The organism is Sporichthya polymorpha DSM 43042 (assembly GCF_000384115.1).
GTDB lineage: Bacteria > Actinomycetota > Actinomycetes > Sporichthyales > Sporichthyaceae > Sporichthya > Sporichthya polymorpha.
Genome location: NZ_KB913029.1, coordinates 1,018,504 through 1,034,158, shown reverse-complemented (window position 1 = coordinate 1,034,158; position 15,655 = coordinate 1,018,504). Strand labels below are relative to the sequence as shown.

Genomic DNA, 15,655 nt, shown 5'->3' with positions numbered 1-15,655 from the left:
CCGACCGAGCGAGTAAGGCCTGGCTGCGGCGAGTGAAGCGCATAGGCGCGGCGCGGGTATTGATACAACAGGGGCTGTTGCGTATCGTCGAGGCATGGCGAAGGCGTCGGCGTCAGTGGCGGGACCGGCGGAGGTGGCCGTCCCGCGGACCGCGCGGGAGCGGATTCTCGACGCCGCCCGGTCGGCGTTCCGGCAGAACGGGATAGCGGCGACGCCGCTGGACGAGGTCGCGGCGCTCGCGGGGGTCGCGCGGCCGAACCTGTACCGGTACTTCTCCAGCCGCGAGGAACTCGTCCGGCAGGTGATGATCGCCGAGGTGCGTGCGGTCAACGCGGAACGGTGGAGCCGCATCACGTTGTCCGGCCCGGTCGCGCCGCTGATCCTCGACTCGCTCGTCGCCGGCCACGACCTCGCGCACGACTACATGGCGAACGTGACGCTGGTGGCCGAGGCGACCGCGATCACCGCCGACCTGATGAGCCACGACGAGGCGCTCGCCGCGGCCCAGTACGAGTACTGGGGCCCGCTGCTGGAGTACGGCCGGGCCCGCGGGGAGATCGCGGCGCACCTGACGAACGAGCGCATCGTCCGCTGGTTCCTCACCAACCACGTCCTCGTCTCCGAACGACCCGTGCTCGTCCCCGACGGCGACGTCCGTGCCTGGTTCGCCGACTTCGTCGTCCCGCCCGTCCTCGCTGGAGGCAACGCATGACCACCACCGAACGGCCGAGCACCGACCGGCCCCGGTCGCCCGGCCCGAGCGTCCAGGAGTACCTGGACCGCGACAGTCGCCCGGTGCCGGACTCGCTGCGCTACAACCGCAACGACCAGGACGACCCGACCGACATCCCGATCGAGCGCTACATCTCGCCCGAGTTCGCGAAGCTCGAGATGGAGAAGCTCTGGTACCGCGTCTGGCAGATGGTCTGCCTGGAGGACGAGATCCCGAACGTCGGGGACCACGTGCTCTACGAGATCGGCGACCTCTCCTACATCGTGATGCGGACTTCAGGCGGCATCCGGGCGTACGTCAACGCCTGCCTGCACCGGGCGCGGATGCTGCGCGACCGCGGCGGGAACATCCCCGAGATCCGGTGCACGTTCCACGGCTTCACCTGGAACCTCGACGGCAGCCTGAAGAACATCCCGTGCGAGTGGGACTTCCCGCACGTCGACCGCTCGACGATGCAGCTCCCCGAGGCCCGCGTGGACACCTGGCGCGGCTGGGTCTTTCTCAACCCGGACGAGACCTCCACCCAGACCCTGGCGGAGTTCCTCGGCAAGTTCGACGAGCTCTGGATCTGGCCGATCGAGGAGCGCTACAAGGCGGTCCACACCGCGAAGATCCTGCCGCTGAACTGGAAGGCCGCGCAGGAGGCCTTCATGGAGACCTACCACGTCATCGCGACGCACCCTCAGATCCTGACGTGGACGGCCGACGCCAACACCCAGTACGACGCGACCTCCGACGAGCCGCACTGGAACCGGATGATCAACGTCCAGGGCGCACCGAGCCCGCACGTCGCGGACTTCGTCGACGAGGAGGACGTCCTCGAGTCGTTCTACGCCGCGCGGACGTTCTACTCCGCCGACACCGGCCGCGACCTGCAGCCGGGGGAGAACGGGCTGCCGGAGATCCCGCCCGGCAAGACGGCCCGTGAGGTGCTCGCCGAGGAAACCCGCAAGCAGTTCGAAAGGATCTCCGGCCGCGACTTCTCGCAGCTCTCGGACTCGGAACTGCTCGACACCGTGCAGCACACGGTCTTCCCGAACTTCCACCCGTGGGGCGGGATGAAGTCGAACATCTGCTACCGCTGGCGGCCCAACGGCTTCGACCCGGACACCTGCATCTTCGAGACGTTCATCCTGGCCGACCCGCCCGCCGGCGGCCCGAAACCGCCGCCGGCGAAGGTGATCTGGGTGCCGGAGGACACGGCCTTCACCGACGTCCCCGAGCTCGGTCTGCTCGGCCCGGTCTTCGACCAGGACATCGACAACATGGTCTCGGTCCAGCGGGGGATGAAGACGACCCGCAAGTCCGGTCTGACGCTCGGTCAGTACCAGGAGAGCCGGATCCGCCAGTTCCACCAGACCCTCACGACCTACCTGGAGCGGTGATGGCGGCCTCCGATGCGGCCTCTGATGCGGCCAAGCCCAAGCAACTGATCGACCCCATCAACGGCTACGTGTACACGGCCCGCCCCGACGGCCGGGTGGACGTCACCGATCCCGCCACCGGCAAGACTGGGATCTTCGACGACCTGGGGCAGTGGCACGAGGGCGACCTCACCTATGCCAACCGCCAACTGCTGGGCTGGATCGGCCGCCTCGCCGTCCGGCGCGCCACCGAGGGGAAGTCCTGATGCCCAAGGGTCTGCTGATCGTCGTGTCCGAGTGCGCCGAGGGCGCCGACGAGGACGAGTTCAACCGCTGGTACACCGAGGAGCACGCACCGGAGATCATCGAGCGCGGAGCGGCGATCTCGTTCCGGCGGCTCAAGGCCAGCGGGATCCCGCTCTCGCCGGCGTTCCCGGAGCTGCCCACCTACGCGGCCGTGTACGAGATCGACGCGGAGACCGTCGGGGACGTCGAGAAGATCCAGCAGCGGCTGGCGCAGACGAAGCACCTGAGCAGGGGCGTCAGCCCGACGCTGGACGTCTCGTCGGTGCGGGCCGCCTTCTACCTTCCGGTGTCCGAATGACCGCACCCACCTGCCCCTACCGGCCCGCCGACCTGGCGCGGCTCGTCGCCGGGGAGCCGGAGCTCGTGCGGTGCCCGTACCCGCTGTACGAGGTGCTGCGCTCCGAGGAGCCGGTCGCGTACGCCGAGCGAATCGGTGCCTACGCCGTGACCCGGTACGCCGACGCCATCGAGGTCCTGCGCGACCACGAGACCTACTCCTCGACGATGGCGAGTGGCCCCTCGTCGGTGACGGGCCTGGCACAGCGGCTCGTCGACGACCCGGCGACGCCGGAGACGCTGCGCGCCCAGGCCGCGCGCCGGCTGCGGATGGCGCAGACGCCGGTGCTGCTGCTCACCGACCCGCCGCAGCACAAGCGCCAGCGGCAGCTGGTCTCCGCGGCGTTCAGCCCGAAGCGCATCAACGCGCTCGAGCCGGAGGTCCGCCGCCTCGCGACCGAGCTGATCGACGGCTTCGCGGCGCGGGGATCGGTGGAGCTGGTCTCCGAGTTCGCGCTGCCGCTGCCGATGACGGTCATCGCCACCCTGCTCGGCGTCCCGCCGCAGGACATGGCCGACTTCAAGCGCTGGGCGGACGCGTTCACCGCCGGCGTCGGGGCGGACCGGACGGCCGAGGAGATCGCGCAGATGTTCGCCGACATCGACGCGTTCTACGACTACTTCACCGCCGCGATCGAGTCGCGGCGCGCGCACCCGCAGGACGACCTGATCACCGACCTGCTCTCGGCCCGCATGGACGGCGAGGAGCCCCTCTCCGTCGACGAGATCCTGCTGATGATGAGTCAGTTCATCGTCGGCGGGCACGAGACGACGACGCTGATGATCACCTCCGCGGCGTACCGGTTCGCCACCGACCCCGCGCTGGCGGACCGCGTCCGCAAGGAGCCGGCGCTGATCCCGGGGTTGATGGAGGAGATGCTCCGCCTCGACGCGCCCGTGCAGGGCATGTTCCGCGTGACGACCCGGCCGACACGGCTGGGCGAGGTCGACCTGCCGGAGGGTGCGCTGCTCTGGGTCGTGTTCGGCTCCGCGAACCGGGATCCGGAGGCGTTCCCGCACCCCGACGAGCTGCCGCCCCCGGACGCGTCGAGCAAGAGCCAGCCCCACCTCACGTTCGGCCGGTTCGAGCACTTCTGCCTCGGGTCCGCGGTGGCGCGCCTCGAACTCCGGCTCGCGACCGAACTCCTGCTGACCCGGCTGCCCGACCTGGCCCTCGGCTGCGACCCGGCCGACCTGCGCCGGCACGGCAGCTTCGTCCTGCACGGCTACCCGGAGCTTCCGCTGCGCTTCACCCCGAAGGAGGCGTAATGCCGCGCTATCTGTTCGGCGACTTCGACCACCGCGCCGTCGTCGGCGCCTTCCGGCCCGACCCGGAGACGATGCGCGTCGAGGAGCCCCAGTTCGGCCTGCCGCTCCAGACCACCTACCTCTACGGATTCTTCTCCGACGACGAGGGCCGCACGTACGGGCTGGAGCGCAAGTTCGTCGGTGGGCTGACCAGCGGCTGCTTCGTCATGACCCAGCGGGGGAACGGGGAGCTGGGCCTCGACCCGGCGACGGGCCGCACGTCCCGCGGCGAGGTGAAGCGTGTCCTCCACGGCCCGGAGCGCCGCTGGTACGAGCCGGTGTTCTCCAAGCTGCCGGGCGACGTCGTCACCCACGGCGAGCAGCCGATGGACCTGCGCTGGCGCGGAGACTCGATCGACTACAGCGAGGGCGACATCCTCAGCCTCGCGGGCCCGAGCGCCGGGCTCGGTATCCAGGTCTTCTCGGCCGCCCGCGAGAACGCGATGCTCTACACGATTATCGCCCACTGGGTCACCGGCACGATCCTGGGCAAGCAGGTCAGCGGCCCGCTCTGGATGGACAACGCGTACTGGACGCACGGCCGCGACTACAAGGACGACGTCTACTGGACCGACGTCGAGATCTCGTGGCAGATCTTCTGCAACCGGTTCGACGACGGGTCGCTCGAGTGGGGTCACTTCGTCGTCGGCCGCGACGGGTTCACCACCGGGGCGATCGTTCACGGCGACTCCCTGGTCGCGTCGACGACGGGGTTGCAGGCCAAGTACGTCGTCGACGACGCCGGCTGGCCGACGACGGTGTCGTACGACCTGGGCGACCGGCAGTACGAGTTCACGGGCCCGGCCGAGAGCCGCATGTCCCAGTTCTCGGCCGCCCGCGGCCCGGCGTACCGGGCCCAGACCGGACGCACGCACCGCGTCGGTGACTCCCGTCGCGTCGCAGCCGGCCACACCTGGCTGGAGAGCTTCCGCGATCGCATCGCCGCCGAGGGGCTCGGGTGACCGTCCGCGTCCGCCCCGCCGAGGTCCGCATTGACCCGGAACCGGGCGAGACCGTGTTCGCTGCCGCGGTCCGCCTCGGCTACCGCTGGCCGACGATCTGCGGGGGAAACGGCACCTGCCGGACCTGCGTCATGACCGTCGAGTCCGGCCGCGAGAACTGCGGCCCGATCGGTGACCTCGAGGCCGAAGGTCTCGACGCGCTGAAGGAGTCCAAGGACGGCGGACACCGGCTCGCCTGCCAGACCACCGTGACCGGCGACGTCGTCGTCACCAAGCGCGGCGTCAAACGTTTGCCGACTGAGGCGGCGTCATGAGGGTGCGGGTGCTTCTGGGAATGCTCGGGGTCGACGTGCACTCCCGCGGTTTGCGGACGGTGTCGCGGATCCTGCGCGACGCGGGGTTCGAGGTCATCTACCTGGGCGAGCACAACAGCGCGGCGGGCATGGCGGCCGCGGCCGTCGCCGAGGACGTCGACGCGATTGGGGTCAGTTTCAGCGTCAGCACGTACACGCACTACGTCGCCGAGCTCATGAGCGAGCTGCGCGGCGTCGGCGCGGAGGACATCCCGGTGATGGTCGGCGGGCTGATCCACCCCGAGGACGTCGAGCACCTGCGCTCGCTCGGCGTCGCGGTGGTGTTCGGCCAGGACTCGACCGCGGACGCGATCCTGGACTACGTCGGCGGACTGGCGAGGGCGTCGTGAGCGGCCCCGACGAGCGCCGGTCGTTCCCCGAGGTCGACGACGCCCACCTGCGGCTCTCGCGCACGCGGACCTGGGGCGGGCTGGAGACCGAGGCGGCGTACGGCCCGGCGGAGCCGGACGAGACCTACGCCGAGAGCCTCGGCGATCCGGGTCAGTTCCCGTTCGCCCGCGGGTCGTACCCGCAGATGTACCGCAGCCGGATGTGGACCCAGCGCACGATCGTCGGCTACGGGACTCCCGCCGACACCCGAGCCGGGCTGGAGGCCGCGCGCGCTCAGGGCGCGACGGGCCTCGACGTCGTCCTGGACACGCTGAGCCAGGAGGCGCTCGACCCGGACCACCCGATGTTCGAGCCGGAGGTCGGCAGCGAGGGCTGCTCGCTGACCTGGCTGCCGGACCTGGAGGTCCTGCTCGACGGCATCGACCTGACGACGACGGACATCGCGTGGCACGCCACCGTCGGGCTGTACCCGTTGGTGCTGGCCTACGCCGAGCAGCAGGGTTACGACCTGACGCGGCTTCAGGGATCGCACATGCCCGACCACGTGACGCTCACCCTCTCCGGGTACGGCGAGAAGCTGCTGCCCGTCGATCTGGCGCAGCGGGCGACGGTGGACGTGTTGGAGCACGTCGCCCGGTACACGCCGCGGTGGGCGACGGGGTTCCCGCAGTGCTACAACCTGCGCGAGCGGGGCCTGACGCCGGTCTCGGAGATCGCGGTCGGGATGGCGATCGTCAACCAGACCCTCGCCGACCTCGCGGTGCGTGGCATCGGCGTCGATCAGATCGCGCCGTCGATGGCGTGGGTCTCGACCGCGGACGTGGACCTGTTCGAGGAGGTCGCGAAGTTCCGCGCACTGCGGCGGGTGTGGGCGCGGACGATGCGGGACCGGTTCGGTTCGCAGGACGTCCGCAGTCAGCGGTTGCGCATCGCCTGCCACACCTCGGGTCGTTCGCTGCCGTACCAGCAGCCGCTGAACAACCTGGCGCGCGCGACGGTCCAGACGCTCGCCGCGATCCTCGGTGGGGTGCAGTCGGTCGAGACGTGCACCTACGACGAGCCGGTGTCCATCCCGACCCCGGAGGCGCGCGAGCTCGCGATCCGCACCCAGCAGATCCTCGCCCACGAGGTCGGGGCCGCGCGGACCGCGGACCCGCTCGGCGGCAGCTGGTACGTCGAGGCGCTGACCGACGAGCTCGAGGCCGCGGCGCTCAAGCTGCTCGGCGAGATCGAGGCCCAGGGGCTGCTGCCGGCGGTCGGGTCGGGCCGGCTCGAGGAGCTGATCGACGACCACAACCATCGCGTCGAACGGGAGATGCAGGCCGGGGAGCGGCTCAAGGTCGGGGTCAACGCGTTCCGCCCGACGCACTCCACCCCGCCGCCGCGGTTCTCGGTCGACCACGCCGCCGTGGTCGCGCACCTCGCGGCGTTCCGCGAGCGCAAGGCGGCGCGGGACCTCGAACCGGTGCGGGCCGCGCTGCGGGATGTCCGCGGCGCGACCGCGGCCGGGGAGAACGCCGTGCCCGCGATGGTGCGCGCCTTCGCCGCCCTGGCCAGCAGCGGAGAGGTGTGGGGTGCGTTCCGGCTCGGCCTCGGCCACCCCTATGACCCGTTCGGCGCGACCACCCCGCCGGTGCCGCTCGACTGATCCCGCGAGTTAGGGAGCGTCAGATGTCTTTGTCCTACGTCGAGGCCGACCGGTCGGTGGAGCTCCGCGACATCTCCGTCGGTGGGGTCCTGCGCGAGGCCGCGGCCGAGGTACCGGACGCCCCGGCGCTGGTGAACGGGGCCGCGGACCCGGCCGAGCGGCGGCGCTGGACCTATGCCGAGCTCCTCGCGGCGGCGGAGAACGTCGCCGCCCGGCTGCTGGAGCACCTGGAACCGGGGGAGCGGCTCGCGATCTGGTCGGTCAACCTCGCCGAGTGGGAGCTGGTCCAGTTCGGGGCGGCGCTGGCCGGGATTCCGGTCGTCGCGATCAACCCCGCCTACACGGCGGCGGAGCTGGAGTACGTCCTCGGCCAGTCCGGCAGCGTCGCGATCGTGCTCGGCCCGCCGTACCGGGGGACCGATCCGGCCGCCGAGCTCGCGAAGGTACGCGACCGGCTGCCCGCACTGCGCGCGACGTTCACGCTCGACGCCGACAGCGCCCTGTTCGCCCCAGGCCCCGCGGCGACGCTGCCGGACGTCGACCCGTCCAGCCTGGCGATGATGCAGTACACCTCCGGCACCACCGGCCGGCCGAAGGGCGCGATGCTCTCGCACCGCTCGCTGTGCAACAACTCGCGGCTGTTCAACCGCCGCCTCGGCCTCGACGGCGCGGGGTCGTGGGTGAACGCGATGCCCATGTTCCACATCGGCGGGTCCTCGTTCGGGGCCATCGGGTCGATGTGGAGCCGCGCCGCGCACATCATCACGACCTTCGACCCCGCGCTCATGCTCGAGCTGATCGAGACCGAGCGGCCCGCCTTCCTCCCCAGCGTCCCGACGATGCTGCTCGCGATGTCCGAGCACCCCGACTTCGCCAAGCGCGATCACTCCTCGATCCAGGTCATCATGGCCGGCTCGACGACGATCCCGGCCGAGCTGATCCGCCGTGTGGAGAAGGAGTGGGGCGCGAACTTCGTCCCCTGCTACGGCCAGACCGAGTGCAGCGGCGTCATCGTGCAGGGAATGCCGACCGACAGCCCCGAGGACAAGTCCGCGTGGGCCGGCCGGCCGCTGGAGCAGGTCGAGGTCCGGGTCGTCGACCCCGGGACCGGGCAGGTCGTCCCGCACGGCGAGGTCGGGGAGTTCCACGTCCGCGGCTACACGACGATGGACGGGTACTTCGGGATGCCGGCCGAGACCGCCGCGACGCTCGACGCCGACGGGTGGCTGCGCACCGGCGACCTCGGCGTCATGGATCCCCGTGGCTACTGCCAGGTGACGGGGCGTCTGAAGGACATGATCATCCGCGGTGGGGAGAACATCTACCCGCGCGAGATCGAGGACCGCCTCGTCGAGCACCCCGCGATCAGCGAGGTCGCCGTGATCGGCGTCCCCGACGAACGCATGGGGGAGGAGGTTGCCGCCGTCGTCCGCCTCGCCCCCGGCACCGAGCCCGACCCCGAGTCTTGGCGCGCCTTCGCCCGCGAGGCCCTCGCCGGCCCGAAGGTCCCCCGGCGCTGGTTCGTCGTCGACGCGATGCCCACGACTCCCTCGGGGAAGATCCAGAAGTTCCGGCTCCCCGAGGTCCTCACCGACCCCGCCGCCGCCCGCGACGTCACGCCTCCGAGAACCCCCTGACGTCCGAAGATGTGGTTGCTACTGCAGCCACATCCTCGGACGTCCGTGGCAGCGGAATGCTGCGCGACGCGACAGAATGAAATGCATGGCGTCGATCACCATCCGCGACCTCCCGGACGACGTGCGGAACGAGCTGGCCGCCCGCGCAGCCCGCAGTGGGCGCTCGCTGCAGAAGTATCTGCGTCTCGAGTTGATCGCGCTCAGCCGCCGACCCGACCCGGAGGACCTTGCCGCTGCGATGCGTGATCGGAAGCGGCGCACCGGAAGCATTTTGTCCGTGGAGGACATCCTGGTGGCGCGAGATGCCGACCGGACGTAACGTCCGACGATGTGGTTGCTATTGCGGCCACATTGTCGGACGCAAGGGTCAGCGGGAGGGGCGGCCCAGGTGGGGGAGTTCGTCCCGGGAGATCTCGCGGACGACGGTGTGCTCTTCGCCGAGGTAGACCTCCTCGCCGGTGAGGAGGCCGGTCTCGGGATCGATCGGCCAGACGATCAGCGACTGGTACGTGACGTGGTACCAGCGGCCCGGCTCGACGGGGGTGGCGACGCGGCCGACGAGGTCGGCCCCGTCGAGGACGTGGTGGATGACGCCGTCGGTGACGACGGTCGACGCGTCGGCCACGACGCGGGAGAGCACGTAGTCGAGCCGGTTCTTCCCGCTGCCGCACAGGGCGTCGTAGAACCCCCGGACCTGCCCCGTGCCGTCGAGCACCGAGCGATTGGTGCCGACGCCCCAGAAGCGGTAGGTCGGGTTCGGGACCAGCGTCGCGAACACGCCCTCGATGTCACCGGAGACCTCGGCGACCACGTGCCGCGCGACCAGCGTCAGCGCGTGTTTGGTGCCTTCGTCGGTCGCGGCATCGATCGCGTCGAGGAGGGGCTGCCAACCGGGTCGGGTCACGGAGCGATTGTCGCGCGCCCGGAGTTGAGGACGACCGTCTCCTCGCCGGTGCGGACGCGGAAGCGCACGCCGCCGTCGACGTTCCACAGGTCCACGTGGAGCGTGTCCCCGGGGAAGACGGGCTTGGCGAAGCGGGCGTCGATGGAGCGGACGCGGTCGGGGTCACCGCCCGCGGCCGCGTGGAGCACTGCGCGGCCCGCGAAGCCGTAGGTGCACAGGCCGTGCAGGATCGGCCGGTCGAAGCCGGCCTTCGCCGCGTAGGCGGGGTCCGAGTGCAACGGGTTGCGGTCGCCCGAGAGGCGGTAGAGCAGCGCCTGGTCGCGACGCGTCTCGTAGCTGATCGTCTCGTCGGGCTTGCCGGTCGGCTCGTCGTCCTCGGTCGACGGGCCCCGCTCGCCGCCGAAACCGCCGGCGCCGCCGATGAACACGGTCATGCGCGTGCGGAACAGGTCGGTGCCGTCGGGCGCGGTGGCCGTCGACTCCGCGGTGATCAGCGCGGCCTTGCCCTTGTCCCAGAGCTCCGCGATGCGCGAGACGACCGTGGCCTCGCCCTCGACCGGCAACGGCGCGAGCAGCTCGACACCCTGGGCCGCGTGCACGAGGCGCACCCAGTCGATCTTCCCCGCGAGCTTGAGCGAGCCGGCGGTCGCACCGAGACCGAGGACGACCGGCTGCGTCGGCAGCATGCGCTGGTCCAGGCCGCGGGTGTTGTCGGTGGTGAAGGCGAGCTCGTCGGTCCCGGCCCCGACGCCGAGGGCGTAGAGCAGGCAGTCCTTCGAGTCCCAGCGAATCGACTGGGGGTCGGCGGTCGCGCCGACGGAGGTGGGGTCGAGCGTCACGTGGTCAGTCCGTCCTCGGAGATGCGGTCGGCGAACGCCTCCAGCCAGGTCAGGCCGTCGACGAGTTCGCGGGAGTCGCCGACCTGGCGGGTCTGCCCGAACTGGGCGCGGTAGTTGGCCCAGCGCGAGGCGGAGAACTGCGTCATCCGGCCGGTCGGCGGGCCGGTGAACTCGTACTGCGCGGAGCCGAGGTCGAACGAGGCGGCCTGCGGCCAGGCCCCGTCGTCGACGCTGAACTTCGCGTGCAGGTCGGGCGTGGAGGCGACGACCCCCTCGCCGGCCGTGCCGCCGCTCACCACGATGCCGGGAGTGAACCCCTCCCGGCCCATCACGAGGTGGCCCCACTCGAACGAACCGTCGGCGAAGGAGTTGCAGAAGACGTGCCAGGCGACCTGGAGGCCGTTGAAGTAGCCGTACTCCTTCCATTCCAGGCCGTGGACCCAGTAGGAGTTGTCCATCCACAGCGGTCCGGAGACCGCGCGGCCCTGGAACGTCCCGGAGACCCAGTGACACGTCGACGTGTAGAGCATCGGGTTCGCGCGCGAGGCGACGTAGAACTGCACGCCGAGCCCCGCCCGCGGGCCGGACAGGTCGAGGATGTCGCCCTCGCTGTAGCTGATGGCGTCGCCGGTCCAGCGCAGGTCCATCGGCTGCTCGCCGGCGGGCACCGTCCCGGCCGGGAGACGCTGGAACACCGGCTCGTGCCAGCGCCGCTCCGGGCCCTCCAGCACGCGCCGGAGCTCACCCCGCGCGCTGCGGCCGGAGTCGGGGTGGACGTTGAGCTCGTTCGCGGAATCGCCGTCCTGGGTCATGACGAAGCACCCGCTGGTGAGCGAGCCGACGAACTTCCGCTCGATGGCCGAGACCAGGCCCTGCTCGTCGCGGAAGAACCCGTACAGCCACGTCGCCTGCAGCGGGAGACCGTGCTGCATCTCCTGGACCGCCATGGTCTGCGGGTCGGGCCGGAACGCGCCGACCGTGACGCGGTGGTCGAAGTCGCCGAACAGGAACCTGGGCACAGCGTCTCCCCTCGGGCCGTGGGCTGGGCACCAATAAAAGTCTGTGTTACAACTATTTACTACGCAACTATTCCGTGAGCTGGACCACGATGGCGAGGTCTTCCGCGATGTCGACACCCATGCCCGTACGTAAGGTTCGGACGCCCGAGGAACGGGCTCGTACCCGCGCGTTCGCGCTGACGATCTTCGGTTTCTTCGCAGTGCTGGCGGTGCTGGACCTGCTGATCACCGGGCTCACCGACCCGCCGCCGCAGGTGCCCGCCCTGGTCATGGACGAGAACACCGGCGTCCCGCCGGTGCCGACCAACGCGGACTTCCCGTACGACCGGACGAACAACGTCATCGCGATCGTCCTGCTCGGCGGACTCGGCTTCGCCGGCCTGATCGTGTGCCTGCGTGAGCTGATCAAGAAGGGCGACTGGCTGCCGCTGTGCGCCAGCATCGGCACCGTCATCATCGTGGTGCCCGAGGTCTTCCTCGACGTGATCGGGATGGTCTACTACCCGGTCGACGACGCCGACAACGCGTTCACGCTGTTCGGCCGTCAGATGGGCTGGTTCATCGTCGCCGGCTGGTTCGGCGCCGGTGCGTTCGCGGTCTCGATGCTCAAGATCCTGCTGACGCGGCCCACCGCGAAGCAGGTCTGGATCATGCTCGGCATCACCGGCCTGAGCTACACGATCTTCGAGGAGCTCCTGGTCGGGGCCAACGGCATCTACCACTACTACGGCAACCAGCCGATGTGGTGGAACGAGCTCCCGATCTGGTGGACACCCTGCAACACCATCGGCTGCGCCCTGCTGCCCGCCGCCTTCGCCTACCGCTACCAGCACCACCTCAAGGGCTGGCGGGCGAGCGCGATGCTCGTGGCGGTCCCCGCGTCCGTGGGCGGTGTCTACGCGCTGATCGGCATGCCGAGCTGGATCGTCGTCAACGGCGACTACAACTGGTTCCTCACCGAGCTCGCCGGCATCAGCACCTGGGCCCTGGGCATCGGGTTGAGCGCGGTCATCATGAACCTGTTCCTCGGCTACCAGCCCTTCGACCCGGAGAGCCGGCCGTGGGACCTGTCGGAGACCGCGGACGAGGACGTTCCGACCAGCCGCTCCGAGGCGGTCGGCGTCTAGTGCCCGAAATCTCCGACCCCACGCTCGGCACCAGCGAGCCGGGTCGCTACTGGACGACGACCAACCTCGGGGAGGCGGCGCCCGACGTCCTCTCCCCGATGGACATGAGCATCTGGGGTGAGACGGCCGAGCGCGGCTGGCTCTTCTCGATGAAGGTGTTCGGCGTCCTGCCGCCCTCGGCGGAGGCGTCGCCGGACGTCAACGACTGGGGCCTGTCGATCTTCTACGGGCGCCCGGCCCTGAACGTCGACGCGATCCGCGGCATCGTCGTCACCCTGCCCGGCGTCTCCGGGGACGACTTCGAGCGCGACCTGTGCGGCAGTGTCCGCCCGGACGCGCCGCCGGTGAAGGGCAAGAAGTCGCGGCTCCCGGTGATCGCCGTGAAGGCCCCGCGCGCGCTGCTGCGCCAGGGCAAGGTCATGCACGCCAACTACGCCGAGACACGGGCGTGGTGGGAGCGCGAGGTCTACGGCGACGGCGGGACGGGACCCGCCATCGACCGGTTGGTGGCCGCGCGTGAGCGCTTCGCGAAGGTGTTCGGCGACCACTGCGCCTGGCGCTTCGTCTTCTCCGGCGCGCAGAGTGCGATCACCGACCTGGCGAAGAAGGCCGGCGACCCGGCGCTGGGGACGCGTCTGATGTCCGGTGTCGGCGAGGTCTTCGAGACCAAGATGGCCGACGACCTCTGGAAGGTGGCGCAGGGTCAGCTCGACGAGGCCGAGTTTCTCCGCCTCTGGGGCTACCACGGGCCGAACGAGGGCAACGCCGATGCGCGTGTCTGGCGCGAGGACCCGGGTCCGGTGCGGGCCCTGGTGAAGTCGTACCAGGGTCGGGCGGACGTCGAGCGCCCCCGCGACCGCGAGGCGCGCTCGGTGGCCGCCGGCGCCGAGGCCGAGAAGGCCCTGCTCGCGGCAACCCCCGCGGCGAAGCGCCCGGCCATGCGCTGGCTGATGAAGCGGACACGCAACATCGTGCGGACGTTGCAGGTCGGCAAGGCTGCGTACCTGATGTGCATCGACGGCGTCCGCCGCGCGGCGCGCGACTTCGGTGCCGAGCAGGTCGCCGCCGGCCGGCTCGCGCAGGTCGACGACGTGTTCTACCTGCAGATCGAGGAGTGCCAGGAGCTCGCGGCCGGGCGCTTGCCCGACGTGGCCGAGATCGTGGTCGCGCGCCGGGGCTACCGCGAGGCACACCGCAAGGTCGAGCTACCGGTGTTCTTCCGCGGGATGCCTGAGCCGATCGTGCCCGAGGCTCCCGTCGAGGGCGATCGGGGTGCGGTCGAGATCTCCGGCTCCGCCTCCGGCGGTGGTCAGGTCGAGGGCCGGGCGCGGGTGCTGCTCGACGTCAACGACGCGATCACGCTCGACGACGGCGACATCCTCGTCTGCCGGTTCACCGACCCGAGCTGGGCGCCGCTGATGTCCCTCGCCGAGGCGCTCGTCATCGACGTCGGGGGCTCCGCCTCCCACGGCGCGGTCGTCGCCCGGGAGCTCGGAATCCCTTACGTCATCGGGACCGAGCGCGGTACCACCGTCCTCCGTGACGGCGACCGCATCCTCGTCGACGGTGAGAACAACCTGGTCCGCGTCCTGGCCTGACGTTTCGTCAGGCTCGGGAAACCCCGCTGGCGAGTTCGGTCAGGACCTCGACGAACTCGTCGCGGGTCAGGCCGGTGCCGCCCTCGACCCAGCGGGAGACGGCCTCGGTGGCGCCGGCGACGAGGACCTGCGTCGCGAGCCGGGCGCGGGGGCTCGGCTCGGTCAGGCCGAGGACCTCGTGTGCGACGAGGTCGGCGTAGACGTCGTAGGCGCGCCGCCGCAGGTCGTGCAGGGACGGCAGCGCGGCGGCCTCGACGAAGAGGCGCGCCAGGCGCGGGTCGTCCATGGTGTCGGCGAGCATCCGCGCGGTGAGGCGGGTGCGCCTCCGGGCGTCCGGCTCGTGCGCGATCGCGGTGCGGATGCGTCGCAACAGCGCGACGTGCAGGTCGTCGAGCGCCGCGCAGAGGATCGCGTCCCGGTCGGCGAACGCCTCGTAGAAGTAGCGCTTGGTGAGCCCGGCCTGCTCGCAGATCGCCCCGACCGTCGTCCCCGCGACGCCGGAACGTCCCACGACGTCCAGGCACGCCTGCAGCAGCTGCTCCCGGCGCTCACTGCGTCGGTGGTCGGCGCTGATGCCCCGGTACGGCCGGTCCGTGACGGTCACCCGGCCATCGTGACACGCACATCCCGTCACGTCCGGCCAACTGTGGGTTATAGGCCCCACTTTGCCGGACGCTACGCGTCAGTCGCGGCGGTAGGACGGGTCCGTGCGGTCGCGGGCGGCGGGGGCGGTGCCGGGGGGAGTGGCGACGAAGCCGGTCTGCTCGGTCTGCCACTCCGACACCAGGGTGCGGTGGGCGATGCGCCAGCCGGCGCCGGGGCGGTCCTCGAACCGGTCGACGTAGCGGGCACCGAAGACCTTCAGCGAGCCGCCGCCCTTGGTCACGTGGTACGCGATCAGGTAGCTCTCGACGTGGGCGACGCCGCCGTCCTGCTCGATCGTGATGTTCGTGAGCGTGTGCATGGTCGAGTCGAAGCGCTCGGCGAGGACGTTCAACACCCAGGTGATGTAGTCCTCGACCGAGCCGCGGAAGACGTCGCCGTGGTCGTCGTAGCCGTCGGAGTGGTACACCGATCGGATCAGGTCGGCGTCCATCCGGTCGATGCCGCGGCAGTACCGGTGGAGCGCCTCGGTGATGTCGGCGCGGACCTTCTCGCTCATGCCACCCC

General features: G+C 70.7%; 18 protein-coding genes. 13 read left to right on the top strand and 5 right to left on the bottom strand.

Features of this window, described 5'->3' with window-relative positions; translation table 11 throughout:
* Positions 1–94 precede the first annotated feature (94 nt).
* From SPOPO_RS0105105 to SPOPO_RS0105055, 11 genes are all read left to right on the top strand, one after another.
* The gene (locus tag SPOPO_RS0105105) at positions 95–712 is read left to right on the top strand and encodes a TetR/AcrR family transcriptional regulator (RefSeq protein ID WP_019873709.1); all 618 of its coding nucleotides are present in this window, start codon (positions 95–97) and stop codon (positions 710–712) included.
* The gene (locus tag SPOPO_RS0105100) at positions 709–2,118 is read left to right on the top strand and encodes an aromatic ring-hydroxylating oxygenase subunit alpha (RefSeq protein ID WP_019873708.1); all 1,410 of its coding nucleotides are present in this window, start codon (positions 709–711) and stop codon (positions 2,116–2,118) included. Before SPOPO_RS0105105 ends, SPOPO_RS0105100 begins: the two co-directional genes overlap by 4 nt.
* On the top strand, positions 2,118–2,363 hold the full coding sequence (locus tag SPOPO_RS0105095; RefSeq protein ID WP_019873707.1) for a hypothetical protein: 246 nt from the start codon (positions 2,118–2,120) through the stop codon (positions 2,361–2,363). The genes SPOPO_RS0105100 and SPOPO_RS0105095 overlap by 1 nt, the downstream gene beginning before the upstream one ends.
* Positions 2,363–2,701 (top strand): hypothetical protein, encoded by a 339-nt coding sequence (locus SPOPO_RS0105090; protein ID WP_019873706.1) that lies wholly within the window; start codon positions 2,363–2,365, stop codon positions 2,699–2,701. The genes SPOPO_RS0105095 and SPOPO_RS0105090 overlap by 1 nt, the downstream gene beginning before the upstream one ends.
* The gene (locus tag SPOPO_RS0105085) at positions 2,698–4,008 is read left to right on the top strand and encodes a cytochrome P450 (protein WP_019873705.1); all 1,311 of its coding nucleotides are present in this window, start codon (positions 2,698–2,700) and stop codon (positions 4,006–4,008) included. The genes SPOPO_RS0105090 and SPOPO_RS0105085 overlap by 4 nt, the downstream gene beginning before the upstream one ends.
* The gene (locus SPOPO_RS0105080; protein WP_019873704.1) at positions 4,008–5,009 is read left to right on the top strand and encodes a hypothetical protein; all 1,002 of its coding nucleotides are present in this window, start codon (positions 4,008–4,010) and stop codon (positions 5,007–5,009) included. Before SPOPO_RS0105085 ends, SPOPO_RS0105080 begins: the two co-directional genes overlap by 1 nt.
* Complete coding sequence (locus SPOPO_RS0105075) at positions 5,006–5,323, top strand: 2Fe-2S iron-sulfur cluster-binding protein (RefSeq protein ID WP_019873703.1); 318 nt, start codon at positions 5,006–5,008, stop codon at positions 5,321–5,323. Before SPOPO_RS0105080 ends, SPOPO_RS0105075 begins: the two co-directional genes overlap by 4 nt.
* A complete protein-coding gene (locus SPOPO_RS0105070; RefSeq protein WP_028984527.1) occupies positions 5,320–5,712 on the top strand; it encodes a cobalamin B12-binding domain-containing protein in 393 nt (130 codons plus the stop codon). Before SPOPO_RS0105075 ends, SPOPO_RS0105070 begins: the two co-directional genes overlap by 4 nt.
* Complete coding sequence (locus SPOPO_RS0105065; RefSeq protein ID WP_019873701.1) at positions 5,709–7,361, top strand: methylmalonyl-CoA mutase family protein; 1,653 nt, start codon at positions 5,709–5,711, stop codon at positions 7,359–7,361. Before SPOPO_RS0105070 ends, SPOPO_RS0105065 begins: the two co-directional genes overlap by 4 nt.
* A 23-nt stretch (positions 7,362–7,384) precedes the next feature.
* Positions 7,385–8,998 (top strand): AMP-binding protein, encoded by a 1,614-nt coding sequence (locus SPOPO_RS0105060; RefSeq protein ID WP_084670888.1) that lies wholly within the window; start codon positions 7,385–7,387, stop codon positions 8,996–8,998.
* 85 nt (positions 8,999–9,083) lie between these two features.
* On the top strand, positions 9,084–9,317 hold the full coding sequence (locus SPOPO_RS0105055) for a FitA-like ribbon-helix-helix domain-containing protein (protein ID WP_019873699.1): 234 nt from the start codon (positions 9,084–9,086) through the stop codon (positions 9,315–9,317).
* 48 nt (positions 9,318–9,365) lie between these two features.
* Here the strand turns inward: SPOPO_RS0105055 and SPOPO_RS27815 are convergent, their stop codons facing one another.
* The 3 genes from SPOPO_RS27815 to SPOPO_RS0105040 are packed head-to-tail and all read right to left on the bottom strand — an operon-like array spanning position 9,366 to position 11,760.
* Entirely contained in the window at positions 9,366–9,902 is a 537-nt protein-coding gene (locus SPOPO_RS27815; RefSeq protein WP_019873698.1) for a hypothetical protein, read from the bottom strand.
* The gene (locus SPOPO_RS0105045) at positions 9,899–10,741 is read right to left on the bottom strand and encodes a MaoC family dehydratase (RefSeq protein WP_019873697.1); all 843 of its coding nucleotides are present in this window, start codon (positions 10,739–10,741) and stop codon (positions 9,899–9,901) included. Before SPOPO_RS0105045 ends, SPOPO_RS27815 begins: the two co-directional genes overlap by 4 nt.
* Entirely contained in the window at positions 10,738–11,760 is a 1,023-nt protein-coding gene (locus SPOPO_RS0105040) for a hypothetical protein (RefSeq protein ID WP_019873696.1), read from the bottom strand. The genes SPOPO_RS0105045 and SPOPO_RS0105040 overlap by 4 nt, the downstream gene beginning before the upstream one ends.
* A gap of 119 nt (positions 11,761–11,879) precedes the next feature.
* Here SPOPO_RS0105040 and SPOPO_RS27810 point away from each other — a divergent pair, with 119 nt between their 5' ends.
* Together SPOPO_RS27810 and SPOPO_RS0105030 are read left to right on the top strand one after the other, a co-directional pair.
* The gene (locus tag SPOPO_RS27810; protein WP_019873695.1) at positions 11,880–12,887 is read left to right on the top strand and encodes a hypothetical protein; all 1,008 of its coding nucleotides are present in this window, start codon (positions 11,880–11,882) and stop codon (positions 12,885–12,887) included.
* Positions 12,887–14,485, top strand: a complete 1,599-nt coding sequence (locus SPOPO_RS0105030) for a PEP-utilizing enzyme (protein WP_019873694.1) — start codon at positions 12,887–12,889, stop codon at positions 14,483–14,485. The genes SPOPO_RS27810 and SPOPO_RS0105030 overlap by 1 nt, the downstream gene beginning before the upstream one ends.
* 7 nt (positions 14,486–14,492) lie before the next feature.
* Here the strand turns inward: SPOPO_RS0105030 and SPOPO_RS0105025 are convergent, their stop codons facing one another.
* The gene (locus SPOPO_RS0105025; RefSeq protein ID WP_019873693.1) at positions 14,493–15,089 is read right to left on the bottom strand and encodes a TetR/AcrR family transcriptional regulator; all 597 of its coding nucleotides are present in this window, start codon (positions 15,087–15,089) and stop codon (positions 14,493–14,495) included.
* A 78-nt stretch (positions 15,090–15,167) separates the two neighbouring features.
* Complete coding sequence (locus tag SPOPO_RS0105020) at positions 15,168–15,647, bottom strand: nuclear transport factor 2 family protein (RefSeq protein WP_019873692.1); 480 nt, start codon at positions 15,645–15,647, stop codon at positions 15,168–15,170.
* Positions 15,648–15,655 lie beyond the last annotated feature (8 nt).